22 protein-coding genes are annotated in these 23,339 nt (G+C 72.3%); 10 read left to right on the forward strand and 12 right to left on the reverse strand.

Annotation, left to right across the window (positions count from 1 at the left end; genetic code table 11):
• Positions 1–148: 148 nt before the first annotated feature.
• A complete protein-coding gene (locus tag ABEB12_RS16570; protein ID WP_185059554.1) occupies positions 149–973 on the reverse strand; it encodes an alpha/beta fold hydrolase in 825 nt (274 codons plus the stop codon).
• A gap of 93 nt (positions 974–1,066) precedes the next feature.
• On the opposite strand from ABEB12_RS16570, the gene ABEB12_RS16575 reads away from it, so the two are divergent.
• The 6 genes from ABEB12_RS16575 (at position 1,067) to ABEB12_RS16600 (ending at position 5,924) form a co-directional block, all read left to right on the forward strand.
• Positions 1,067–1,513, forward strand: a complete 447-nt coding sequence (locus tag ABEB12_RS16575) for a nitroreductase/quinone reductase family protein (protein WP_185059552.1) — start codon at positions 1,067–1,069, stop codon at positions 1,511–1,513.
• Complete coding sequence (locus ABEB12_RS16580) at positions 1,510–1,896, forward strand: nuclear transport factor 2 family protein (protein ID WP_185059550.1); 387 nt, start codon at positions 1,510–1,512, stop codon at positions 1,894–1,896. Before ABEB12_RS16575 ends, ABEB12_RS16580 begins: the two co-directional genes overlap by 4 nt.
• 14 nt (positions 1,897–1,910) lie before the next feature.
• Positions 1,911–2,546: a TRIC cation channel family protein gene (locus tag ABEB12_RS16585; RefSeq protein WP_185059548.1), complete on the forward strand. Its 636-nt coding sequence runs from the start codon at positions 1,911–1,913 to the stop codon at positions 2,544–2,546.
• Positions 2,547–2,863: 317 nt separating this feature from the next.
• Positions 2,864–3,712 carry a transglycosylase SLT domain-containing protein gene (locus ABEB12_RS16590; RefSeq protein ID WP_185059546.1) on the forward strand — a complete coding sequence of 283 codons (849 nt, stop codon included), beginning with the start codon at positions 2,864–2,866 and terminating at the stop codon, positions 3,710–3,712.
• A 58-nt stretch (positions 3,713–3,770) separates the two neighbouring features.
• Entirely contained in the window at positions 3,771–4,919 is a 1,149-nt protein-coding gene (locus tag ABEB12_RS16595) for an acyl-CoA dehydrogenase family protein (protein WP_185059544.1), read from the forward strand.
• A gap of 183 nt (positions 4,920–5,102) precedes the next feature.
• The gene (locus tag ABEB12_RS16600) at positions 5,103–5,924 is read left to right on the forward strand and encodes a DUF559 domain-containing protein (protein ID WP_185059542.1); all 822 of its coding nucleotides are present in this window, start codon (positions 5,103–5,105) and stop codon (positions 5,922–5,924) included.
• A 53-nt stretch (positions 5,925–5,977) separates the two neighbouring features.
• Here the strand turns inward: ABEB12_RS16600 and ABEB12_RS16605 are convergent, their stop codons facing one another.
• The 5 genes from ABEB12_RS16605 to ABEB12_RS16625 all read right to left on the reverse strand — a co-directional run bounded on the left by ABEB12_RS16605 (position 5,978) and on the right by ABEB12_RS16625 (position 11,739).
• Positions 5,978–7,201, reverse strand: coding sequence for an FAD-dependent oxidoreductase (locus ABEB12_RS16605; protein WP_185059540.1), 1,224 nt, complete (start codon positions 7,199–7,201; stop codon positions 5,978–5,980).
• An 18-nt stretch (positions 7,202–7,219) separates the two neighbouring features.
• Entirely contained in the window at positions 7,220–7,414 is a 195-nt protein-coding gene (locus tag ABEB12_RS16610) for a ferredoxin (RefSeq protein WP_185059537.1), read from the reverse strand.
• A gap of 62 nt (positions 7,415–7,476) precedes the next feature.
• The gene (locus tag ABEB12_RS16615) at positions 7,477–8,772 is read right to left on the reverse strand and encodes a cytochrome P450 (protein ID WP_345702875.1); all 1,296 of its coding nucleotides are present in this window, start codon (positions 8,770–8,772) and stop codon (positions 7,477–7,479) included.
• Between the two features lie 100 nt (positions 8,773–8,872).
• Positions 8,873–10,297 (reverse strand): wax ester/triacylglycerol synthase family O-acyltransferase, encoded by a 1,425-nt coding sequence (locus ABEB12_RS16620; RefSeq protein ID WP_345702876.1) that lies wholly within the window; start codon positions 10,295–10,297, stop codon positions 8,873–8,875.
• Positions 10,294–11,739: an HAD-IB family hydrolase gene (locus ABEB12_RS16625; RefSeq protein WP_185059534.1), complete on the reverse strand. Its 1,446-nt coding sequence runs from the start codon at positions 11,737–11,739 to the stop codon at positions 10,294–10,296. The genes ABEB12_RS16620 and ABEB12_RS16625 overlap by 4 nt, the downstream gene beginning before the upstream one ends.
• Positions 11,740–11,870: 131 nt before the next feature.
• Here ABEB12_RS16625 and ABEB12_RS16630 point away from each other — a divergent pair, with 131 nt between their 5' ends.
• Positions 11,871–13,658, forward strand: coding sequence for a PEP-utilizing enzyme (locus tag ABEB12_RS16630; RefSeq protein ID WP_185059532.1), 1,788 nt, complete (start codon positions 11,871–11,873; stop codon positions 13,656–13,658).
• A 7-nt stretch (positions 13,659–13,665) separates the two neighbouring features.
• Positions 13,666–14,319: a TetR family transcriptional regulator gene (locus ABEB12_RS16635; RefSeq protein ID WP_185059530.1), complete on the forward strand. Its 654-nt coding sequence runs from the start codon at positions 13,666–13,668 to the stop codon at positions 14,317–14,319.
• Between the two features lie 343 nt (positions 14,320–14,662).
• On the opposite strand, the gene ABEB12_RS16640 is transcribed toward ABEB12_RS16635, so the two are convergent.
• The 5 genes from ABEB12_RS16640 to ABEB12_RS16660 form a co-directional block, all read right to left on the reverse strand.
• Positions 14,663–15,619, reverse strand: coding sequence for an ATP-binding cassette domain-containing protein (locus ABEB12_RS16640; RefSeq protein WP_185059528.1), 957 nt, complete (start codon positions 15,617–15,619; stop codon positions 14,663–14,665).
• 11 nt (positions 15,620–15,630) lie between these two features.
• Positions 15,631–15,837, reverse strand: a complete 207-nt coding sequence (locus tag ABEB12_RS16645) for a hypothetical protein (protein WP_185059526.1) — start codon at positions 15,835–15,837, stop codon at positions 15,631–15,633.
• A 95-nt stretch (positions 15,838–15,932) separates the two neighbouring features.
• On the reverse strand, positions 15,933–17,201 hold the full coding sequence (locus ABEB12_RS16650) for a LuxR C-terminal-related transcriptional regulator (protein WP_185059524.1): 1,269 nt from the start codon (positions 17,199–17,201) through the stop codon (positions 15,933–15,935).
• 177 nt (positions 17,202–17,378) lie between these two features.
• On the reverse strand, positions 17,379–18,236 hold the full coding sequence (locus tag ABEB12_RS16655; RefSeq protein WP_345702877.1) for a polysaccharide deacetylase family protein: 858 nt from the start codon (positions 18,234–18,236) through the stop codon (positions 17,379–17,381).
• A gap of 7 nt (positions 18,237–18,243) precedes the next feature.
• A complete protein-coding gene (locus tag ABEB12_RS16660) occupies positions 18,244–18,792 on the reverse strand; it encodes a MarR family transcriptional regulator (protein ID WP_185059522.1) in 549 nt (182 codons plus the stop codon).
• 640 nt (positions 18,793–19,432) lie between these two features.
• Between ABEB12_RS16660 and ABEB12_RS16665 the strand changes: the two genes are divergently transcribed.
• A complete protein-coding gene (locus ABEB12_RS16665) occupies positions 19,433–20,725 on the forward strand; it encodes an amidohydrolase family protein (protein WP_185059520.1) in 1,293 nt (430 codons plus the stop codon).
• A 24-nt stretch (positions 20,726–20,749) separates the two neighbouring features.
• Positions 20,750–22,543 (forward strand): glycosyl transferase, encoded by a 1,794-nt coding sequence (locus ABEB12_RS16670; protein WP_345702878.1) that lies wholly within the window; start codon positions 20,750–20,752, stop codon positions 22,541–22,543.
• Here ABEB12_RS16670 and ABEB12_RS16675 read toward each other — a convergent pair.
• Positions 22,492–23,289, reverse strand: coding sequence for a phosphatase PAP2 family protein (locus tag ABEB12_RS16675; RefSeq protein ID WP_185059516.1), 798 nt, complete (start codon positions 23,287–23,289; stop codon positions 22,492–22,494). The two genes, ABEB12_RS16670 and ABEB12_RS16675, sit on opposite strands and share 52 nt — an antisense overlap.
• Positions 23,290–23,339: the final 50 nt, after the last annotated feature.

The following is a 23,339-nucleotide window of genomic DNA, read 5'->3' on the forward strand; positions in this document are numbered from 1 at the left end:
CGATCTCCCTCAGCACGCGACCGCCCAACCCCGGAGCACACTCAAAACGCAACCGGCGGCACTCGAGCAGCGGAAGACCAGCCCGCGCCGCGCCGTCCAAGCGTCTACAGATCTTTAAACCGCCCCGAGGCCAACGCAAGATCGACTGTCAGGCGCCGGCGGGTACCTGCTGCTCGGCCAGGAAGGGCAGCACCTCGGCCAGGAACTCCTCGGTGCGCTCCAGGCCGACGGCGTGGCTGGACCCCGGGCCGGTGAAGATCTTCAGGCGCGCGCCCGGGATCAGCTTCGCGACCGCCTCGCACTGCCAGGGCGGGGTCAGCAGGTCCTGCGCGCCACCCAGCACCAGGGTGGGCTTGTCGATCTTCGGCAGGCGGTCGGCGGTGTCGTGCGCGAGGTCGGCGTCCCACTGCTCGACCACGGTCCGGACCTGGGCCTCGGTCTGCGGGAACAGCGGCAGCATCTGCTCCATCATGGCGCCGAAGTCCGGCGAGTTGAGCAGCTCCGGGGAGAACGCCAACCCCAGAGCGGCCAGGGCGGTCTGCATGTCGCCGGTGGTCCACGGGTAGCGCAGCGCGGCCAGCCCGCAGGTCTGGAACCCGTCGACGCGCGGCCAGGTGCCCCAGAGAACCAGCGAGGCAACCCTGTCCGGGTGCGCCAGGGCGAGCTCCTGCGCCACCGCGCTGCCCAGCGACCAGCCGAGCACGTGCGCCCGGGTCACCCCGACGGCGTCCAGCACCGCTGCCGCGTCCTCGGCCATGCTGGCCATGGACAGCGCGCCGTCGCCGCGCTCCGAGTCACCGATGCCCCGGTGGTTGTAGGTGATCACGTGGTAGCGCTCGGCCAGCCCGGTGGCCAGCGCGCCCCACAGGCCGTAGTGCTGGCTGGTGCCGCAGACCAGCAGCAACGCGGGGTTCGCCGGGTCACCGCTGCGCACCACGTCGAGCCGGGCGCCGGTACTGATGTCGAGCAACATCGGGTGGACTCCTCACTGCGCTGGCGATCTCAACCAGTGCGGAGTCTGCCAGTGGTCGCCCCACACCGCCCGGAACGCCGTTATGATTCGCGCATGGACCTGCTCAAACTGGCCGATCGCTCCTGGCCGTTGCTGAGCCGGCTGGCCGCCGGACACACCACGGTGTACCGCGCCACGCAGGGCGCGGTGGGCCATCACTTCCCGTTCATGCCACCCATGCTCCTGCTGGAGCACACCGGTGCGCGCAGCGGCATCCTGCGCACCACTCCGCTGGTCTACACCACCGACGGGGACGACATCGTGCTGGTCGCGTCCAAGGGCGGCTACCCCAAGCACCCCGCCTGGTACCACAACCTGCGCGCCAACCCGGACACCGTCGTCCAGGTGGGTGCCGAGCGCCGGAGGGTTCGTGCCCGGGTGGCCGGCCCGGAGGAGCGGGGCCGGCTGTGGGAGTTGGTGCTGCGCACCTACTCCGGGTTCCAGTCCTACGCCGACCGGACCGGGCGGGAGATCCCGCTGGTCGTGCTGGAGCGGGTATGAGCGGGCTGGGTGAGAAGTTCCGCGCGGCCGTCGAGGCCGGCGACATCGGGGCGGCGGTCGACCTGTGCGCCGAGGACGTGACCTTCCTGAGCCCGGTGGTGCACAAGCCCTACCGGGGCAAGGCGCCGCTGGGCGCGATCCTGCACGCGGTGTTCAGCGTGTTCGAGAACTTCCGCTACGTGGCCGAGTACGGCGGTGACGACGGGCACGTGCTGCGGTTCACCGCCTCGGTGCGCGACGCCGAGGGCCGGGACCTCGCGCTGGAAGGCGTGGACATCGTGCACGGCACCGAAACCGAGATCACCGAGCTGACCGTGCTGGTCCGGCCCTACTCCGCCGCCACCGCGCTGCGCGCACGGATGGCCGCGCTGCTCACCGGTTAGTCCATGCTGATCGGGTGTTCATCCTCGACCTGATCGGCGTGGCGGTGTTCGCCGTGTCCGGTGCGGTGGCCGCCGCCAGAGCCCGGCTGGACGTGTTCGGCATCGTGGTGCTCGGCGTGATCACCGCGCTGGGCGGTGGCGTGATCCGGGACCTGCTGCTCGGCATCACCCCGCCCAGCACGCTGCGCCAATGGCCGTACCTGCTGGTCGCCGGGCTGGCTTCGCTGCTCGCCTGGATCCCGCCGGCCAAGGGGCGCAGCCGGGAGGTCACCCGGCGCACGGTGCTGGTCGCCGACGCGCTGGGGCTGGCGCTGTTCGTCACCACCGGCACCGCCACCGCGTTCGCGGTCGGTGCGCCCGCCGTGACCGCCTGCCTGGTCGGCGTGCTCACAGGCGTCGGCGGCGGGGTGCTGCGCGACGTGCTGCTGCGCGAGATCCCGATGGTCCTGCACCGGGACATCTACGCCCTGCCGGCCATCGCGGGCGCGCACCTGGTGGCCGCCGGGCACTGGCTGAGCTGGCCGGAACCGGTCACCCTGGCCGCCGGCGCGGTCTCCATCGCGGCGCTCCGGCTGCTGGCGATCTGGCGGGGCCGGGACGCGCCACGCCCACCGGAGAGGACTCAGCCGGACGAATTAACAGGACACTGATCCGTCCAATCCGACCGTTCGTCGCAGGAACCTGCCGCCCACCGAGGCCGCTAAGCGTTATACCCAGCCGGTCAACGGAAAAAACCGCACGACCAGCGACGACACACCGGGGCCCCAGTTGGTGTGACGGGGGACTCCTTCGTAAGCTCTCGGCACAACATCACGATCCGATCTCGCCCCTGAGCGACGGAGCCGGCTCCCCACCGGCTTCCCGGACCCCGAACCGGATGCTCAGGCGCGGACCGACGATCGCGGAAAGGCAGACAACGTACGTGGGTCGTCACCGCTCCCCAGGCGGCCGCGGCACGGTACCGGCGATGACGTCGGTACCCAGCCCGGTCGGCATGCGCCACACCGGCGCATACGCGTCGCACGACGCCGAACGCACCGTGGCCATGGCCGACGCCGTGCGGACCAGCCAGCACCGGCGGGTCCCGGCCAAGCCCCCGATCCGAGGCAACACCGTCGTCACCACGACCGCCGCGCTCGGCGCCGTGGTCACCGGCACCCTGATGGGCGCCGATCCCGGCCACTCCGCGAACACCGCCGACGCCGACGAGGCGAGCACCGCCACCGGCACCATGGCCGCCGCCAGCAAGCCGCTGCGCATCGCGCCGGCCAGCGCCGCGACCAGCGACCTGGACCCCAAGCTGGCCCGGGCGGCCGCGCACGCGCTCGCCCCGGTGGCCATCCCCGGCAACCGGGTGGCTTCGGCCGACAAGCGGGACGTCGAGGCACTGCACAAGGGCGAGCGCCTGGCCGTCGAGGCCGCCGCCGTGCACGCCGCCGCCGTCAAGGAGGCCGCCATCCTGGCCGGGGGCGGCAACCTGAACGACTGGATCAGCGTCGCGCTGAACAAGATGAACCTCAGCCAGTCCTACTCCGCCGGCCTGAAGAAGATCATCATGGCCGAGTCCCGGGGCAACCCGAAGGCGATCAACCGGTGGGACAGCAACGCGCTGGCCGGCCGCCCCTCGCAGGGCCTGATGCAGGTCATCCCGAGCACCTTCCGGGCCTACGTGCTGCCCGAGCTCAAGAACCGGCCCATCACCGACCCGGTCGCCAACATCACCGCCGGCGTTCGCTACATGATCGCCAACTACGGCCTGGACACCCTGGCCAGCGGTGGACGCAAGGCCGCCGCCGGCCACTACATCGGCTACTGAGCAGTTTTTATCGCTGATTAGGTAAAGTCGGGCTCCCACACCAGCAAAGGAGCCCACGGTGCAGCGCGACTTGTACGAGGCCGACCACGACGCGTTCCGGGAGACGGTGCGCGCCTTCCTGGACCGGGAAGTGGTACCGCACCTGGACAAGTGGGATGCGGCCGGCATCGTGGACCGGGGACTGTTCGCCACCGCCGGCAAGGCCGGCCTGCTGGGCATGGAGGTGCCCGAGCAGTACGGCGGCGGCGGGGTGGACGACTTCCGGTTCAACGCGGTGATCGGCGAGGAGGCGGCGCGGGCCGGCGCGGCCGCCGCCGGCCTCGGCATCACCCTGCACAACGACATCGCGCTGCCCTACTTCCTGCGCTACTGCACCGAGGAGCAGCGGGACCGCTGGCTGCCGGGCATCGTCAGCGGCGAGCTGATCACCGCCATCGCGATGACCGAGCCGGGCATCGGCTCCGACCTGGCCTCCATGTCCACCACCGCGCTGCGCGACGGCGACCACTACGTGGTGAACGGCGCGAAGACCTTCATCACCAACGGCATCAACGCCGACCTGGTGATCACGGCGGTGAAGACCGACCCCGCCCAGAGGCACAAGGGCATGAGCCTGCTGATCATCGAGCGGGGCATGCCCGGCTTCGAGCGCGGGCGCAACCTGGACAAGCTGGGCCAGCACGCGCAGGACACCGCCGAGCTGTCGTTCACCGACGTGGCGGTCCCGGTGACCAACCTCCTCGGCGACGAGGGCCAGGGTTTCCTCCAGCTGGTGGCCAACCTGCCCCAGGAGCGCCTGTCCATCGCGCTGTCCGCCGTCGCCGCCGCCCGGGTCGCGCTGGAGCAGACGCTGGAGTACGTGCGGGCGCGCAAGGCGTTCGGCCAGCCCATCGGCGCGTTCCAGAACAGCAAGTTCGTGCTCGCCGAGATCGCCACCGAGGTGGACATCGCGCAGCAGTACGTGGACCGGGGCATCCGCCTGCTCAACGCCGGCGAGCTGACCGCCGACGACGCCGCCAAGGCCAAGTGGTGGTGCACCGAGCTACAGGGCCGCGTGATGGACCGCTGCCTGCAACTGCACGGCGGCTACGGCTACATGACCGAGTACCCCATCGCGAGGGCCTTCGCCGACGCCCGCATCACCCGCATCTACGGCGGCACCACCGAAATCATGAAAGAAATCATCGGCAAATCCCTCGGCCTCTAGCCCACCCCGCTCGCCGAACGCACCGCCGAGACCAAGCTGAGTCCGGTTTCGATCAAGAAATGACCGGACCCAGCTTGGTCTCGGTGCGGATTTGCCGAAACGGCTCCGCTGGGCGGGCCGGTGGGGCAGGGTTGGGGAGTGTTGGAGGGGCCGTTTCGGGGTAGTGAGGCGGTTCGCGCGGGGGTGCTCACTCGGCACCAGCTGTACGGGCCGCGGTTCCAGCGGGTGTTCCCGGACATCTTTCTGCCCGCCTCCGCCCCGCTGGACCTGTTCACCCGGTCCCGCGCGGCCTACCTGCTGGTCCGCGACCAGGGCGGGGCGCTGGTCGGATACTCGGCGGCACAGCTCCTCGACGCGGACTTCGCCCCCGCGAATGCCCAGGCAGAGGTAGCGGCACCGCGCTTCATGTACCGGCCACGAGGACTGCGGACGTGTGGGGACCGCATCGAGGCGGCCGACCTGGTCCAGGCGCACAACTGCCGCGTGACGACCCCCGTGCGCACCGCATGGGACCTGGCACGCCGCGTCCCCCTGGTCGAGGCGGTCGTGGCGGTGGACGCCTTGGCGCGCCGAGCCGGGTTCGAGCCGACGGATCTGCTGGATTACCGGGCGAAACATCCGGGCGCCCGGGGCTGCCGACGGCTGGACCGCATCGTCGCCCTGGCCGACCCGAGGGCCGAGTCGCCGCCGGAGACCAGGCTGCGGGTCGGACTGGTACTGGAGGGCCTGCCCACCCCCGAAACCCAGTACGAGATTCTCGACGAGTTCGGCTTCCTGTTGGCCAAGGCGGACCTTGCCTACCCGCCCGCGAGGCTGGCCATCGAGTACGACGGCCGCATCCACCTGGAGCGCTGGCGCTGGGAAAGGGACCGGGAGCGCGACACCCGGCTGGCCGGATACGGCTGGGAAACCCTCCGCTTCGGCCACAACGACCTGCGCGCCATCCACCAGACCGCCAGCAAGGTTCGGGGTCTACTCGCGCGCCGGGCACCGAGACCAAGCTGAGTCCGGTTTCGATCAAGGAATCACCGGACTCAGCTTGCGCTCGGTGGGGGTGGTTAGACGCCGGCTAGTTCGAGGGCGGCGGACCAGGGTTTGCTTTGCATGATCAGGCGGCGGTATTTCATGATCTGGGCGGGGCGGTCGATGCTGATGCAACCGGTGATCCGGTCGCCCCGGCGGTACAGCGCGAGGAACTTCTCCTCGCCCAGTTCCTCGCTCACCACCCGGATCTCCTCCGCCTGCGGGACGCCGACGAACTGGATCCGGCTGCCGTACCAGTCCGACCAGAAGTAGGGCACGGTCGCCGAGGGCTTCGCCTCGTCCGGGGCCAGCGCGTTGCGCGCGGCCAACATGCCCTGCTCGGAGGCGTTGGTCCAGTGTTCCAGGCGCATGGACAGGTCGTCGAACAGCGGGTTGGGGAAGTGCACCAGGTCGCCGGCGGCGTACACCCCGGGCAGCCCGGTGCTCAGGGTCGCGTCGCAGATGATGCCGCCGTCCCGCTCGTGCAGCTTGACGCCGGAGTCGACCAGCCAGTCGGTGCACGGCTTCACCCCGGTACCGACCACGACCAGGTCGGCCGGCACCACGCTGCCGTCGTCCAGCGCGACCCCGGTGACCCGGCCGTCCGAACTCTCCAGGCCGGTGACCATCACCCCGCAGCGCAGGTCGGTGCCGTGGCCGCGGTGCAGGTCGGCGCACGCCCGGCCGATCTGCTCGCCCACCGAGCGGACCAGCGGCACCGGCAGCGCCTCCAGCACGGTGACCGAGACCCCGTGCTTGCGCGCGCTGGACGCCACCTCGGAGCCGATGAACCCGGCACCGACCACCACCGTCCGCGCGCCCGCGACCAGCGCCGCCCGGATGGCGTCCGCGTCGTCCCTGGTGCGCAGCGTGTGCACGCCGGCGATGCCCTCGACGCCGGGGAGGTTGCGGGCCGCCGCGCCGGTGGCGATGACCAGTGCGCCGTACGCCAACTCCTCGTCACCCAGTTTGACCACCTTGCGCCCGGCGTCCAGGCCGGTGGCCCAGGTGCCCAGCCGCAGGTCCAGGTCCAGCTCGCCGCGCAGCTCGTCCTCGGTGCGGTAGGTGGGGTCCTCCGGCTCCCCGCCGTCGGGGCCCTCGGCCTCCAGGTAGGCCTTGGACAGCGGCGGGCGGTCGTACGGCAGGTGTTCCTCCCCGCCGACCAGGGTCAGCGGGCCGGTGTGGCCGGCCTTGCGGGCCGCCTGCACCGCCCGCAACCCGGCCAGCGAGGCCCCGACCACGACAAGACGTTCGGTCACTGGAAGGTCCCGGTCCTCTCAGTCCTCAACGATGGACAACGCCTCGGTGGGACAGCCGTCGACGGCCATCTCGACCGCCTCCCGCAGGTCCGCGCCGGGCGTTTCGTTGAGTATCACCAGCGTCCCGTCGTCCTGCACCTCGAACACGTCCGGGGCCTCCGCCTCGCACATGCCCAGCCCCGTGCACCTGGTGCGATCCACGACGATGCGCATCCTGTCCACCTCACTGTGTCCCGCACGCGCCTAACTGGGCGCGTGCTCTGCCGCGTTCCGCGTCATCTCTCCGGTGTGAACCTGAAGGGTAGGCGCTTCACGCCGCGCATGAAGTTCGTACCCAGCAGGTCCGGCTCGCCGGCCTCGAAATCCGGGATCCGGGTGAGCAGTTCCTTGAACAGCGCGCGCAGAGCGCTCTTCGCCAGCCCGTTGCCGAGGCAGAAGTGCACGCCGCCGCCGCCGAAGCCGACGTGCGGGTTCGGGTCGCGGGACAGGTCGAACCGGTCCGGGTCGGCGAACACCTCGGGGTCGCGGTTGCCGGACGGGTAGAACAGCACCACCTTGTCCCCCGGCATGATCCGCTTGCCGCCCAGCTCGGTCTCCCGCACCGCGGTGCGGCGGAAGGTCATCACCGGCGAGCCGAACCGGACGAACTCCTCGACGGCGGTGCCGATCCGGTTGTCGTAGTCGGCGCGCAGCCAGTCCCGCTGGTCCGGGAAGTCGGTCATCGCCTTCACGGTGAGGCTGGAGGTGTGCTTGGTGGTGTCCGTGCCGGCCACCGACATGAGAACGAAGAACGCGCCGATCTCCGCGTCGCTCAGCTTCTGGCCGTCCACCTCGGCGTCCACCAGGTTGCTGAACAGGTCCTCGGTGCGGTTGCGCCGCCGCTCGGCCAGGATCTGGTGCGCGATGCCGTGCAGCTCCTGGCAGGCCCCGAGCATCACCTCGGCGGCCGGCCGGTTGCCCAGGCGCTCCGGGTCGGCCCAGGAGACCACGTCACCCGCCGCCTTGGTGGTCGCCGCGCGCAGCTCGGTCGGCACCCCGAACATGTCGCAGAACAGCCGCACCGGCAGCGGCTCGGCGCACCGGTCCACGAAGTCGATCTCGCCGCCGGAGTCCCGGGCGAAGCCGTCCACCACCTCGCGGGCGGCCGTCTTGATCTGCTCGTCGATCCGGGCCACCTGGCGCGGGGTGAACGCCGCGCTGATCAGCCGGCGCAGCTTGGTGTGCTTCGGCGCGTCCATGGCCAGGAAGGACTGGGACATCTCCAGCCCCTCGGGCGGCAACATGTCGAACTGCACGCCCTGGCCCGAGATGTAGGTCTTGTTGTCCCGGCTGACCTCGACGATCTCGGCGTGCCTGACCAGCGCCCAATAGCCGGGGTCGTTCGGGTCGGGGACCACCGCGTCCTCCACCGGACGCTGCCACGAGACCGGGTCCTGGGCGCGCAGCTGCGCGAACCGCTGGTCCCTTTCCTCCGACGTCTGGTTCCAGAACGCCTTGGAGGACACATCGATCGGCGAGTAGTCCGGCTTGTTCTCGGCGGTGGCCGGGTAAAAGTCAACACCTGTGGTCACTTTCGGCCTCCATTCCTCCCGTGGATGACTCAGTGTGGCGCGCCGACCACGAACCGGCATCTCCCTCGCTGGCGGAAGGCGTACCCCTATCGAGGGAGAACTACCTGGACACCGGGCTGGCGGAGCCGGGGTGGAGGGCCAGGACCTCGGCGAAGCCGTCGACCAGGCACCGGATGAACAGCTCCGGCTCGGTGAAGGAGGCGGCGTCGTAGTTGACCCCGACGCAGGCCACCTCGCCGTGCGTGACCATGGTGATCATCGCCGCGCAGCCGGGCAGCGGGGCGTACGGGTACATCCGCTCGATCTTCGCGCCGGCCAGGTAGAGGTCCTCGCGCACGCCGGGCACGTTGCTGGCCTGCAGGTCGTTGCCCTTGGTCATCGGGCCGGCGATCTGCGCGATCACCGGGCCGGGCAGCCGGGCCAGCGCCGGGGAGAACGCGCCGATGGTGTCCAGCGCCGGCTCGGCGCGCGCGGTGAGGATCACCGAGCGCACCTCCTCGATGCGCGACCTCGGGTCCTTGGTACTCACCGGGCCGGACAGCCGGGCCGAGGCGATCTTGTTGCCGCCCTCCGAGTCGCCGGCCTTGCGCACGGAGATCGGGATGGCCATCGGGATCGCGTCCACCTGGACGCCCATCGCCTCGTGGTAGAGCCGGTAACCGCCCAGCAGGGCGGCCAGGAAGGCGTCGTTGACCGAACCGTTGGCCGCCTTGCCGGCCGCCTTGAGGTCCGCGAAGGGGACGTCCAGCGCGCCGAACCGCCAGGTCATGCCGCGCTTGGCCAGCAGCGGGGAGCCCGGTGCCTCGGGCGGCCGCAACACCCGGAGCAGGGACTGGCCGTACCGGTGCGCGCCGCGCAGCGCCTTGCCCGGGTCGCGCAGGGCGCGCAGCGCCCCGTCGCCGGCGTCGCGCAGCAGGTCGGGCAACGCCTCGGCGTCGTGCCTCACCTGGTGCACCAGCGCGTCCATCGGGCTGGTCTCCTCGGCCGGCACCATCGGCGGCTGCGGCTTGTTCGGGTTGGGCTCGCGGGTGCGCGAGTGCAGCTGGGAGAACAGCTGCATGAAGCCCATGCCGTCGCTGGCCACGTGGTGCAGCTTGAGCAGGTAGGCCGCGCGGTCGCCGGGCAGGCCCTCGAACAGCACCGCCTCCCACGGCGGACGGGTCCGGTCGAACGGGGTCATCATCACCTGCGCGGCCGCTTCCAGCAGCTCCGGCCAGCCGCCGCCGCCCGGCAGCCGGGTGCGCCGCACGTGGAAACGCAGGTCGAAGTCGGGGTCCTCGGTCCATCGGGGCGCGCCGAGGCCGAGCGGCGGCTCCACCACCCGCTGGCGGAACCGGGGCACCATGCGCACCCCCCACTCGTGCGCGGCCAGGAACCGGTCCCAGTCCGGCACCGTGTCCAGCTCCTCCAGCCCGCACACCGGGGAGCGCAGCTTCCGGTCCGACTCGACCCGCCACATCATCGTCTCGAAGGCGTTCATCTCCGCCTCCGCGCCCCAGCCCAGCGGACGGTCCCTCGAGGTCACTTTTCCTCCCCCTTCGGCCAGTTGGCCAGCGTCTCCACGAACAGGCCGCGCACCGCCGCGACATGGTCCGCGAGCGTCTCCACCCGCCAATCCCGGGTGGGCACCGGCGGGAGCACGACCAGCTCGACCGTGCCGGCCCGGATGGCCTGCGCGCCGCGCCACATCACCTCGCCGGCGTTGCGGATCACGATGGGCACCATGGGCACCCCGGCCTGCATGGCGATGTGGAAGGCGCCCTTCTTGAACCGGCCCAGCCGGGGCGTCGCCGACCTGGTCCCCTCGGGCGAGATGATCAGCGAGATGCCCTCGTCCCGGACCTTGGCCACCGCCGGCTCCAGCGCCTTGACCGCCTGTGCGGTGTTGCCCCGGTCCACGAACGCCACGTCGGCGAGCTGGAACAGCTGGCCGAACCCGGGGATGTTCTTGGCCTCCTTCTTGGCCACCCCGGTGAACCCGCCGCGCAGCAGCTTCATCGCGATGATCGGGTCCAGCTTGCTCTGGTGGTTGAACACGAAGACGGCGGGCCGGTGGTCCAGGTACTCGGCGCCGCGCAGCACGTCCACCCGCACCCCGGCCAGCGCCAGGCTGAGGTCCGCGCCGAGCCCGGTGCTCACGTCCAGCATGTCCCGGCGGGAACGGCGCAGCAGCCCCACCCCGATGCCGGCGCCGACGGCGGCGGCGAACCCGCCGTAGAACCCGACCGTGCGCAGCATCTCCACCGGGCTGGGCCGGCCACCCCGGGGCACGCAGCGCAGCACCGGCCAGCCCCGCCGGCCGGCCTCGGCGGCCAGCGCCTCCTGCGGCTCCACGGCCACCGCGCTGCCCACCGTCTCCAGGAACATCACGTCCTCGTCGCCGTTGCTGTAGGCGAACGAGGTGGCCAGGTCGATGTCCTTCTCGGCGGCCAGCCGGCGCACCGCGCGCGCCTTGCCCAGCCCCCACAGCGGGGCGCCCAGCGGGCGCCCGGTGACCATGCCGTCCACCACCTCCAGCTCGGTGCACAGCACGTGGTCCGCGCCGATGTCCTCGGCCATCGGCGCCACCTGGAACCGGGTCGCGGAGGAGGCCAGCACCACGGTGTGGCCCATCGCGTGGTGGGCCTCGATCAGCTGCCACACCTCGCTGTGCAGCGCGGCGGCGATCTCGTGCTTGAACAGCTCGCGGCCCAGCGCCATCAGCTCGTCGGGGGTCTTGCCCCGCCAGGCCGCCAGCGAGAGGTCCAGCAGCTCGCCGAACTCGCGCTCGGTGCGGATGCCGCGCACGCTGGCCCAGCTGGTCTTGGCCAGCTCGGCGACGCCCATGTCCCGGTCCCGCAGGCGTTTGTTGTAGAAGGCCATCGCCGAGTAGCCGGTGATCACCGTGCCGTCGTAGTCGAAGAAGGCGGCCACCTTGGGGCCGCGGGGCGCCGCGTACACGCGGGCGACGAGCTCATCCAACGTCATGTGGCACCTCGGCAACTTTCGCGGGACTGCCAAACCTACCGGGTCGGGGCCGCGATATTTCGAAGTTCACTCGACACGCTCGGAAACAGTCAGATTTGACCGTAAAGCTGTGACCGGCCACACTGTCGGCCATGGAGTGGGAACTGGACCAGCGGGCGTCGGCCCGTTACCCGCTCTATTCGCGTGCCGTGGTCGGCGACCTCTGCCCCGACCCGGTGAGCCCGCTGACCGGGTCGGTCGGCGTCGGCGCCGAACTGGGACCCGCGTGGGCGGAGGCGTACGCGGAGGCCGGGCTGCGCCCCCTGCCCGAACAGGCGGCCGAGCCGGACCCGGTGCTGCGCTTCGGCGGCCGGATGTACCTGAACACCTCGCTGCTGCGCCTGTTCGGCACCTGCGCCGGCGGCGCGGACCCGATGGCGTTCGCCCGCCAGTACCTGGGGGAACGGCCGGACGTGCCGCGCCAGCGGGAGGAACGCCCCAGCCCGGACACCAGCACCGAGCTGCTGCGGTCGTGGACCGAGCGGGTGCTGCGCGGCCCCGGCGACTCGGAGGAGGCGCAGGAGCACGGCCGGCTGGCCCGCCGGCTCACCGAGCTGCAGACCACCCGCCCCGAGCTGGCCGGCTGCACCGACGCCGAGCTGGTGGCCCGGATCAACGGGGTGCGCGGCGAGCTGCGCACCGCGCTGCGCCGGTACGTCCGCGCCGAGCTGGCCACCTCGGTCACCGCCGACCTGCTCACCCGGGCCACCGAGGACGCCGGTTACCCGGGCATCACCGGCGCACTGGTCGCCGGCACCGCCGGCGCGATCACCGAGGGGCCGTTCGGCCAGCTGTACCAGCTGGTCCGGCTGGTCAACCGGTCGGAGAAGCTGACCGCGCTGTTCGACCAGGGCCTGCCCGCCGTGCTGGCCCAGCTGGAGTCCGCGCGCAACGGGGACGTCGGCCGGCTGCGCTCCTGGCTGGTCGCGCTGCGCACCCGCTACGGCCACCAGGGGCCGGCGGAGTGGGAGCTGTCCGCCGACACCTGCGGCACCAACCCGCTGGTCGCGCTGGCCGCGTTGGACGTGCTGCGCCCGGTGGAGCACGGGCCGGACCCGGCCGAACGGATCCGCCGGCAGGCCGAGCACAGCGGGGCGACCGCCGGCCTGGTGCGCCGGGCCCTGGACGGGTCCCCCAGGGCCACCGCCCGGTTCGATGCGGCACTGGCCTCCACCGGGGGCTGGCTGCTGGCCCGCCAGCGCATCCGGTCGGCCTGTTCCGCGCTGCACCACGAGCAGCGGCTGGCCGCCCGTGAGCTGGGCCAGCGGCACGTGCGCGGCGGGCTGCTGGACGGCGTGGAGCAGATCTTCATGCTGCTCGGCGAGGAGCTGGACGAGTTCGTCGCGGACCCGTCCCAGCTGGCCGAGCGGCTTCGCATGCGGGCCTACGACTACTACGCGCTCGGCGGTTACCAGCCCCCGTACGTCACCGTCGGCCAGCCGGCCTCGGTGGTGCACTGGCCGAACGGCAGCACCGCCCGCCCGCTCACCGGCCGCGGCGGGCTGCAGGGCACGGCGGTCAGCCCGGGCACCGGCACCGGGCCGGCGAAACTGCCCCGCACACCGACCGCACCCGGCGCGTTGCGGCCCGGGGACGTGTTGGTGCTGCCCACCGCCGGCCCGAACTGGGTACCGTTACTGCCCATCGCGGCGGCGGTCGTGGTGGACAACGGGGCGGCGCTGTCCGACGTCGCGGTGGCCTGCCGGGATCTGGGTATCCCGTGCGTCACCGCGACCGTGGAGGCGACCAGCCGGATCAGCGAGGGGGTGAGCGTGGAGGTGGACGGTTCCACCGGCATCGTGCGCCTGGTGGGCGTCGGCAGCGGCGCCACCCCGTCACGGCCGATGGGCGCCGCTCGCCCGGCGCACCGCTCGGCCTAGCTCGAAGATGGCCGCACCCGCCCAGCAGCGCCGGGCCCAACGGGGCCGCAGCCGCAGCGAACGCACCGCCGACAGCCGCCAGCTGATCCTGGACGCCACCCTGGACTGCCTCTACGAGCTGGGCTACGCCCGCACCACCACGCTCACCATCCAGGCCAGGGCCGGGGTCTCCAGGGGCCGGCTGCTGCACCACTTCCCATCGCGGGAGGGCCTGCTGGTTGCCGCCTGCTCGTACCTGTCCAGCACCTATCTGGCGGAGCTGGAGGACCGGGCGGCGGAGGCGTGGCGGAACTTCTCCGGCTCGGACGTCGAGCGGCTGGACCGCGCGGTGGATATGGCCTGGTCGACCCACCGGCAGAAGTTCTTCTGGGGGTCCATCGAGCTGTGGACCGCCGCACGCAACGACGAGCGCCTGCGCGCCGCGCTGCACCCGGCGGAGCGCCGCATCGGCACCGCCATCCAGCACCTGCTGAACACCATGTTCGGGCCGAGGTTCTCCAGCCACCCCCGCTTCCCCATGGTCTGCGAGCTGATGCTGACCAGCATGCGCGGCGTGGCACTGACCTACGCCTTCAGCCCGCACGCGCACAGCGACGACCCACATCTGCCGATGTGGCGGGAGATCACGTACCTACTCCTGGACGAGAACAGTCACGCGTGACTGCTGGCCGGCGGTTTTGGTGGGTGGCTGGGTTTAAGACGGCGTGGACGGCGCGGCTGGGTGGTCTGCCGAGGCTCGGGTGCGGCCTGTTGCGCTGGGCCGGGCTACGGCGGGCGTTCACCCACGATGTCAACCACGACATCCACATGGCGAGGGTTTGATCTTGCGTGAACCCCCATGGTGTGGATGTCGTACCGCAACCTGAAACGTATGTGGCTGGTGAGGCCGGGCGAGTGATCGCCCTCCCCCAGCGCAAACGCGACGGGCTGCACCCGAGCCGCAGCAGACCACCTAGCCGCGCCGTCCAAGCCGCTCTATGCGGCACCACCCAGCCAACCGGCACCTACACGAACACCAGCACCAGCAGGAAGACGGCGGCGAGGATCACCACGGCGGCCACCGCCAGCCCGACCTGCCGGGGGTCCACCGCGTAGCCGGCGTCGCTGTCGGTCAGCTTGCCCTTCGCGGTGGTCCCGGCGACCCGGGTCGACTCCTCGTCCAGGACCGCGCGCGCGTCGGCCAGTTTGGGCGCGCCGCTCATGTCGGAGAACTCGAAGCGCCGGTCGAAGTCGGCGGTGTCGTGGATCCCGTCCAGCACGACGGTCGGCGGACCCTGGGCCACGATCTGGCCCTTCACCAGGATGGCCAGCTTGTCGGCCAGGGTCCGGGCCACCTCCAGGTTGTGCGTGGTGACCAGCAGGGTGCAGCCGGTGCGGTCCCGCAGGGCGGCCACGGCGGCCAGCATCGCCTGGGTGTGCATGGTGTCCAGCCCGACGTCGATCTCGTCGAGCACGGTCAGCGGGGCGTCGATGACCAGCGCCCGGGCCAGCGCCAGCCGCTTGGCCGCGTGCGCCGGCAGCCGCTCCGGCAGCCAGTCGGCCACGTCCAGCAGGCGCAGCTCCTCCAGCCGGGCCAGGGCGCGCGGCCGCTGTTCCTCCTCCGGCACGCCGACCATGCGCAGGCTGTAGGTGAGGTTCTCCAGCACGCTCATCGAGCTGAACACCGAGGTGGCGTACAGCGTGCTGCCGCCGAGCATGGCGCCGACGTTGCCGCGCACCTCGCGGCGGCGCTCCGGGTCGGCGTCCCACAGGTCCTCGCCGCCGATGCGGATCTCCCCGGCGTCCGGCTCGAGCAGCCCGACCAGGTTCTTGATCAGTGTGGTCTTGCCGACCCCGGACGGACCCATCAGCACGGTCACCCGCCCGGCCGGGACGTGCAGCGCCAGCCGGTGCAGGATCGGCGTGTTGCCCAGGATCGTGGTGATGTCGTCGAACTCCACGTCCGGCGGGGTGGTCCTCATGTCTGCCATCCTCATCTCGGCGGGGCGGGTGGCGCGACCGGAGCCGCCGGCGGCGGGGGCGGCGGGGGCGAGGTCAGCGAGACCCCCGCGAGCAGCATGAACGCCAGCCCGACGACCAGGCACACCACGGATCCCCGGCGCAACGTCCGCCGCCGCCGCTCCACGATCACCTCGTCCCAGTTGGACGGGGCGCGGACGGTCCCGGCGCCGTACCGCACGCCCCACCAGCCGAGCGCGATCAGACCCAGCCCGACGATGCCGAAAAGTACGATGCCGAAAATCGTCTCGCTCCCTCGCCCGGAACGGTGCGCGCTCAGGCCTCGCGGCCCGGTCCGACGGCGCCGTTGCGCTGGTGTTCCATACCCAACCACCGGGAAACCGCTTCCGCCCGGTTCGCCGCGCCGAGCTTGCGCAGGATGTGCTTGACGTGCGACTTCACCGTGCCTTCGGAGATCACCAGGCGGCGGGCGATTCGCCCGTTGGTGTCACCGGCGGCCATCAGCCGCAGCACCTCCACCTCACGCCGGGTGAGCGTGGCCGATCCCTCGCCGGAGCCGGTGGGGAGGTCGTCGAAACCCGGGTGACGCAGCGGCGCGAAGGCTCCGGGCATCGCGGTGACCCGGCGGGGCGCCCGCACGCCCAGCTCCACCCGCTGCTGGGTGGCCGCCGCGAGCACCCCGGCAACCTGGTCGAACCCGGTGCGGATGGAGGTGAGCCGGTCCATCATCACGGTGCGGCCGAGCGCCTGGCCGACCCCCTCGGCGAAGATCGTGAGCAGCAGCCGGTCGAACTCGTCCATCTCCCGGCCCTGGTAGTAGCAGTCCGCGTGCAGGAAGCCGACCACTTCGCCCTGCGCCAGCAGGGGCACCGCCACGTAGGAGTTGGACAGCGACGCCTCGGCGATCGCCCGGTTCACCGCCGGCCGCTCCTGCACGTCCTGCACCACGATGCCGGCCTTGCGGCGGAGCATCTCGGTCTCCACCAGGCTGCGGTCCAGCACCCTCGGGTTGGCCCGGCCGACCTCCAGCACGTCGTCGGCCCACTTGGGGTCGCGCTCGATCCAGGTCCGGTCGGTGATCCAGGTGGTCTCCTCCACCCGGGACTGGATGGCCCGGTCGAAGCCGAGCACGGCCATCGCGGCCAGCGCCTGGCCGAGCAGCTCGTCGGTGGAGGTGGGCTCGCGCAGCTGGGACAGCGCCTCGGTGACCCGGCCCAGCGCGGCGTCCCGCAGCCGCAGCCGGTCCGCGTACAGCTCCTGGTCCAGGCGCTTCAGCTCGTTCAGCAGGTCCAGGTGCCGGGTGGGGCAGACCGGCGGCTGGCCGATGGCCCCGGCCTCACCGTGCAGCGCGACACTGAGCGCGGCGAACACCCGGTCCCATGCGGTGCGCACGGCCCGCTGCGCGCCCTGGTACTCGTCCACCCCGGCCGGCTCGGGCGCCTCGAACCCGGGCAGCACGTCCGCCACCGTGGTGAGCGCGGCGACCACTTCGTCATGCCGTTGAACGGGCAGCGCGGTGCCTCGCCCTACCCAGTCGATGGACCGCGCGCGTTCGAGCACCGCCGGTCCGCTGGTTGGCGCCATGTCCACTCCTCATCGAACAGACAGATCTGCCCGGGCGCGTACTCCGAACAGGGTAATAGCTTAAATCACTTTAGAATCGGCGCTCGCCGTACGGTCGTCGGACGGCGACGCTGGTGCGCCGCGCGCGGCGTGACACGCGACGGCCGGTCGGAACAACTGACGAGCGGGCCCGAGCTCTCAGCTGAACAGCCGGCCGGCGCTGACCGCGCGCAGGCCCCGGCCGCGCAGGTCAGCCAGGATGTCCGGGATCGCGCGCAGCGTGCCCTGGTGGCCCAGGTGCATGCTCACCACGCTGCCGGCCGTCGCCTTGCGCAGCTGGGCGCGCACGGTCGCCGGCCCCGGGTCGGTCCAGTCCAGCGAGTCCAGGTCGTAGGACAGCACCCTGGGGTAGCCGGCCGCGCCGGCCAGCTTCAGCTGCTCCGCCGTGGCGTGCTGCGCGGCCGACTGCCGGAAGAACGCGCCGGGGGTCCCGGTGAGCTGGTCGATCCGGTCCCGGCAACGCTCGATCTCGGCGCGCTGCTCGGCCACGCTCAGCCGGCTCATCGTACGGTGCGACCAGGTGTGGTTGCCCAGTTCGTGGCCGAGGTCGATGACCATGCGCGCGGCGTCCGGGTACTCGGCCAACCAGGTCCCGATGGCCAGCACGGTGACCTGAGCGCCGCCCTTGGACAGCGCCTCCAGGATCCGCCGGTCCAGCTCGCGGTCACCGGCCCCGTGGAAGGTCAGCGCCACCTCCGGGCGCCCGGTGTGCGCCCGGACCAGCTCGACCGCCGGCCCGCCGTTCGAAGTGCCCGGGGCCGATTCGGGTGGCGTTCCGCCCGGGGCCGAGCCTGGTCTCGCGCCGGCGCCGGGTGGCGCGCCGTCGACACCGGGCGGGTTCGTGCCGGGCTGGCTCCCGGCCGCCCCGGCGGCAGAGTCAGGCCCGGCGGACGCGCAGGCGCCCAGGCCGAGAGCCAATCCGACCGCCAGGCCGCCGCGAAACACCGCGCGCCGGGGCAGTCGCGCCGGGTGGTCACCACTCCGGGAAGGGGTCACCACCCCATCATGGCCCCGGTCGCCACGGCGGCCGGACGCCACCCGGATCCAGCGATGCGAGCACGTCGCGCAGCAGGTCGGCCAGCCGGCGCGCGGTGTCCTCGGGCAGCCGGGCGAGCAGCGCGGACTGCGCCTGGTTCACCGCGAGCACCACTTTCTCGGCCGCCGTCACGCCCGCCGGGGTGAGGCGCACCCACACGCTGCGCCGGTCCGCCGGGTCGGCCTCGCGCAGCACCAGCCCGGCGGCGGTCAGCCGGTGCAGCACGTTGGTGGTGCCGCCGGAGGAGAGCAGCAGCGAGCTGGACAGGTCGTGCGGCTTGCAGCGGTACGGCTCGCCCACCGCGCGCAGCCGGGCGAGCACCTCGTACTCGGCCTTGGTGCGGCCCAGCCGATCCAGCTCGGCCACGGTGACAACGTCGATCAGGGCGGCCAGCCGGCCGGCGCGCTTGGCCAGCTCCAGGGGCAGCCCGGCGACCTCGGGCAGCTCGTCCCGCCAGGCCGCCACGATCCCGTCCACCGCGTCGGCGCGCACGGCTCGGTCCGGACTGGCGCTCATGGCCACCGAGCCTAATCCGGAATTCGACCACCGACCGCCGAGGCCCGCCCCGGACGGCCGTTCGACCTGAGCGTCTCGACCCTGGGGTTACGGTGCGTTACGACTGGCTTGGGTTCCGCCGCCGCTCGGCCCATCGAGATGGACGTGAGTCTGACTCGATCATGATTTACACCAGACTGGCGTCCACCTCGATGAGCCGCGCCCTCGGATCAACCAGCTCCGCCGCCCACCGTCGTCACGGTGCGCGACCAACCCGGGAGGCGCGGGCGGCGGCCCAACCCGCGGCGGATGGGCATGTCGCTGGTGTGGCGCTCGCGTGTGGTACGCGAATGGCCTCGCTGGTCGCCCTCCGCCCCTGCCGGAGGGGGAGATCGTTGTCTCTGGCGGTTTGGCGTCGATTTTCGACGCTCAACCGCCACGGATGGCGATCAACCTGGGAACGTCGGCCGGGCCAGCTCGAAGGGCCCGGGCCTGACGCCGCACCAGCCTCATTCGTCCCGTCTGCATCTAATTCACGTCTCGGACCGACCCAAGCCGCGCCGTCCAAGCCATCGGTAAACCCAACCACCCAACAAGCCGTCACACCTTTCGCTTTTTGTTAAGCTTTATCAAAAGCTTTTTACCGAGAGAGGGGTCGAAGATGCTCGTAAGGAACGGCTGGCTGCTGACCATGGACCCAGACGGCACCGAGCTGCCCGCCGGCGACGTATTGATCGAGGACGGCGTGATCACCACCGTGGGACAGGACCTCGCCGCGCCAGCCGGCACGGAGGTGCTGGATGCCACCGGGATGCTGGTGCTGCCCGGGCTGGTGGACACCCACCGGCACACCTGGCAGACCCCGGTCCGACACCTCGGAGCGCAGTGGTCGCTCCCCGACTACCTGCGCGAGCTGTTGTTCGGCAGCGGGCGGCGGTTCCGCCCGGAGGACGTGTACGCCGGAACCCTGCTGGGCGCGCTCACCGCGCTGGACGCCGGGATCACCACGGTGGTCGACTGGTCGCACATCCAACTCTCCCCGGCGCACTCGGACGCCTCGGTGGCCGCGCTGCGCGACGCCGGCGTGCGCGCGGTGTTCGCGCACTGCGGGCCGATCGGCGCCGAACCGCCGGCCGAGGCCGGGCCGCACCCCGCCGACCTGCGCCGGGTGCGCACCGAGCTGCTCGCCGACGACCAGGCACTGGTCACCGCCGCCATGGGCGCCCGGGGACCCGACTTCACCGGCATCGAGACCACCGCCGCCGACTTCGGCCTGGCGCGCGAGCTGGGCATCCCGATCACCGCGCACGTGGCCAGCGGCCCGGCCGGGCCGCACCAGCGGGGCATCCGGGCCATGGCCGACGCCGGCCTGCTCGGCCCGGACCTCACCGTCGTGCACGCCACCGGGGCCAGCGCCGAGGACCTGAAGATGCTCGCCGACCACGGCTGCACCGTGTCCATCAGCCCGCAGATCGAGCTGACCATGCCCCGGCTGGGCTCGCGGGTGGTGCTGCGGGAGCTGCTCGCCGCCGGCATCCGGCCCGGGCTGAGCGTGGACTCCGAGGCGGCCGCCGCCGGCGACCTGTTCACCCAGATGCGGTTCGCCCTGGCCGCACACCGCGCGGCGACCCCGGACGGCGAGCCCCCGCTGCCCGCCGCCGACGTGCTGCGCATGGCCACGGTGGACGGCGCGCGCACCGCCGGGCTGGCCGACCGGGTCGGTTCCATCGAGCCGGGCAAGGCGGCCGACCTGGCGCTGTTGCGCACCGACTCGGTCGGGCTGGCTCCGCTTCGCGCGGCGGCGGACGCCGTGGTGCTCGCCGCGCACCCGGGCATGGTGGACACGGTGCTGGTGGCCGGCCGGGTGGTGAAGCGCGGCGGCCGGCTGTGCGCCGACACCGCCCGCGCACGAGCGCTGGCCACCGCGACCGCGGAGCATGTACTGGGCGGGTAGGGTGCGGGGCCGGACCAGGGGGATGTGAAAGCTTCGTTGCTCATCGACAACGCTCCGCCGGGGGTCAGCCGTGCCTCACCCCGGACCGCGCCGGCGCGGTCCAGGGCGTTGGACGCGATCATCATCGCCACCTACCTGCTGGTGGCGTTCGGGCTGTACCGGGACCTCTGGCTGACCCTGCCCAACGGCTACCTGACCGACAGCGGCGAGGACCAGAAACTCTTCGAGTGGTTCTTCGCGGTGCAGGCGCAGGCCGTGGCCCAGGGGCACCCGGTCCTGTTCACCGCCCTGCAGAACCACCCGGCCGGCGTGAACCTGATGGCCAACACGGCCATGCCGGGGCTGGCCGTGCCGCTGGCCCCGCTCACCCTGCTGGCCGGGCCGTCCGTCACCTGGGCCGTGGTGCTCACCGGCGGGCTGGCCGGCACCGCCGTCGCCTGGTACTGGGTGTTCTCCCGGCGCCTCACCCGGTCCCAGTGGGCCGCCGCGGTCGGCGGCGCCTGCTGTGCGTTCACCCCGCCGGTGGTCTCCCACGCCCATGCCCACCCCAACTTCACCGCCACCTTCCTGCTGCCGGTGATCGCGCTGTTCCTGCTCCGGCTGTGCGGCTCCGGGGCCCGGACGGTCCGGGACGGGCTGGTGCTCGGCGGGCTGGTCGGCTGGCAGGTGCTGGTCGGCGAGGAGCCGCTGCTCATCTTCGCCACCGGCTGCGCGGTGTGGGCGCTGGCTTTCGTGGCGCTACGGCCGCGCGCCGCGGCGGACATGGCCTCTCGCCTGGCCGCCGGGCTGGGAGTGGCCGGGGCGGTGGCCGGCATGGTCGTCGCCTACCCGCTGTGGGTGCAGTTCGCCGGGCCGGCCAGCTACCACGCGCTGGAGCACGGGCCGGCGGGCAACGACCTGGCCAACTTCGTGCAGCTGCCCAAGCAGTCCATCGGCGGGCAGCTCACCGACCCCGGCCAGGTGGTGGCCAACCCCACCGAGCAGAACGCCTTCCTCGGCTGGCCGCTGATGTTGCTGGTGGTCGCGGCGGCGGTGTGGCTGCGCCGGGAGCTGCCCGCCCGGCTGGCCGTCATCACCTTCGTCGTGCTGGCCGTGCTGTCCGCCGGCGGCACGCTGATCGTGAACGAGTACGACACCGGCATCCCCGGGCCCTGGCTGCTGCTGCAGAAGCTCCCGCTCTACGAGTCGCTGCTCGAGGCCCGGCTGGTGTTCGCCTGCCTGCCCGCGCTGGGGGTGCTGCTGGCGCTGGCCACCGACCGGGCGATGGCCGCGCCGCACGGCGGCTGGTTCACCGCCCGGCGGCTCTGGCCGCTGGGCCTGGTGGTCGCCGCGCTGCCCATCCTGCCCGTCCGGTTCATCGTCGAGGACCGCCCGGAGCCGCCCGCGCCGCTGCGCGACGGCGGTTGGCGCGAGCTGGCCCGGCCGGGCCGCACCATCGTCCCGGTACCGCTGCCGGCGGTCGGTTCGGTCGAGGCGCTGCACTGGCAGGTGCTGGCGAACCTGGAGTACGCGCTGCCCGAGGGCTACTTCGTCGGCCCGATCGGACCGGACCGCCAAGGCACCTACGGCGCCGAGCGCCGGCCCACCTCCCAGCTGCTGGAGCAGGCGGCGAAGACCGTCAACCCGGTCCCGGCCATCGGCCAGGTCGAGCGGGACCAGGCGCGGGCCGACCTGCGCTACTGGCAGGCCGACTCGGTGGTACTCCCGCCGCACCCGCGCCAGGCCGAACTGCGCGCCGTGCTGGACGCCCTGCTGGGCCGGCCCGGTCAGGACCGGGGCGACACCGTGGTCTGGGACGTCCGGGATCTCACCGGCTGACCCCGGCCGCCGCCGCGCAGCAGCACCAGCGCGGTGACCGCGACGGCCAGCCAGGCACCGCCGAGCAGCCAACCGGTGAGCACGTCGGTCAGCCAGTGCACCCCCAGGTACAGCCGGCTCACCCCGACGGCCACCACCGTCACCGCGGCGGCCGCGATCACTCCGGCCCGGGCGGCCCGGCGGCGCACGTGCAGCGCCACCACGGCGGCCAGCAGGCCGAGCACCACGGTGCTGCCCAGCGCGTGCCCGGACGGCAGCGAGTGGCTGGTCAGCTCGTCCAGCCGGTCGATCACCGGCGGGCGGTCCCGGGCGTAGAGGTGCTTGAACCCGGTCACCAGCAGTCCCCCGCCGAACGCGGTCACCGCCACCACCACGGCCCGCGGGCGGCGCCCGCGCAGCCACAGGGTGACCGCGGTGACCGTGGCGACCACGGTCATCGCCACCGTGCCGCCGAGCAGGGCGAGCGCCTTGGCCACGGCGGTCAGGGCCTCGGTGCGGTGGGCCACGAACCAGGCCAGCGTCGGCGCGTCGGCCACGTGCAGGCCGTTCTCGTCGGCCACCGCGTCCACCACGACCGCCTGGCCGAGCAGCAGGGCGGCGGCGGTCACCGAGCCGGTGCGCAGCACCGGCCGCACAGCGCTGGCCGACCATCCCTCACGGTCGGCCAGCCGCACCAGCGGCCAGGCCAGCACCACGGCGAGGAACACCGCCACCGAGGCGGTCAGGGCGAGATCGGCGAACCACACGTCAACCGAAGTTACCCAAACGAACAAAGAACAACCTGAGAAGCACGGAT

The organism is Actinospineispora eucalypti, assembly GCF_039543365.1.
In the GTDB taxonomy this organism is placed as follows: Bacteria; Actinomycetota; Actinomycetes; order Mycobacteriales; family Pseudonocardiaceae; genus Pseudonocardia; species Pseudonocardia eucalypti.

Excerpts from the sequence above, each read along its gene's own strand:
- ABEB12_RS16570 (WP_185059554.1), bottom strand. The coding sequence starts at position 973 with ATGTTGCTCGACATCAGTACCGGCGCCCGGCTCGACGTGGTGCGCAGC.
- ABEB12_RS16575 (WP_185059552.1), top strand. The coding sequence starts at position 1,067 with ATGGACCTGCTCAAACTGGCCGATCGCTCCTGGCCGTTGCTGAGCCGG.
- ABEB12_RS16580 (WP_185059550.1), top strand. The coding sequence starts at position 1,510 with ATGAGCGGGCTGGGTGAGAAGTTCCGCGCGGCCGTCGAGGCCGGCGAC.
- ABEB12_RS16590 (WP_185059546.1), top strand. The coding sequence starts at position 2,864 with ATGACGTCGGTACCCAGCCCGGTCGGCATGCGCCACACCGGCGCATAC.
- ABEB12_RS16610 (WP_185059537.1), bottom strand. The coding sequence starts at position 7,414 with ATGCGCATCGTCGTGGATCGCACCAGGTGCACGGGGCTGGGCATGTGC.
- ABEB12_RS16625 (WP_185059534.1), bottom strand. The coding sequence starts at position 11,739 with ATGACGTTGGATGAGCTCGTCGCCCGCGTGTACGCGGCGCCCCGCGGC.
- ABEB12_RS16630 (WP_185059532.1), top strand. The coding sequence starts at position 11,871 with ATGGAGTGGGAACTGGACCAGCGGGCGTCGGCCCGTTACCCGCTCTAT.
- ABEB12_RS16635 (WP_185059530.1), top strand. The coding sequence starts at position 13,666 with ATGGCCGCACCCGCCCAGCAGCGCCGGGCCCAACGGGGCCGCAGCCGC.
- ABEB12_RS16640 (WP_185059528.1), bottom strand. The coding sequence starts at position 15,619 with ATGAGGACCACCCCGCCGGACGTGGAGTTCGACGACATCACCACGATC.
- ABEB12_RS16650 (WP_185059524.1), bottom strand. The coding sequence starts at position 17,201 with ATGGCGCCAACCAGCGGACCGGCGGTGCTCGAACGCGCGCGGTCCATC.
- ABEB12_RS16660 (WP_185059522.1), bottom strand. The coding sequence starts at position 18,792 with ATGAGCGCCAGTCCGGACCGAGCCGTGCGCGCCGACGCGGTGGACGGG.
- ABEB12_RS16665 (WP_185059520.1), top strand. The coding sequence starts at position 19,433 with ATGCTCGTAAGGAACGGCTGGCTGCTGACCATGGACCCAGACGGCACC.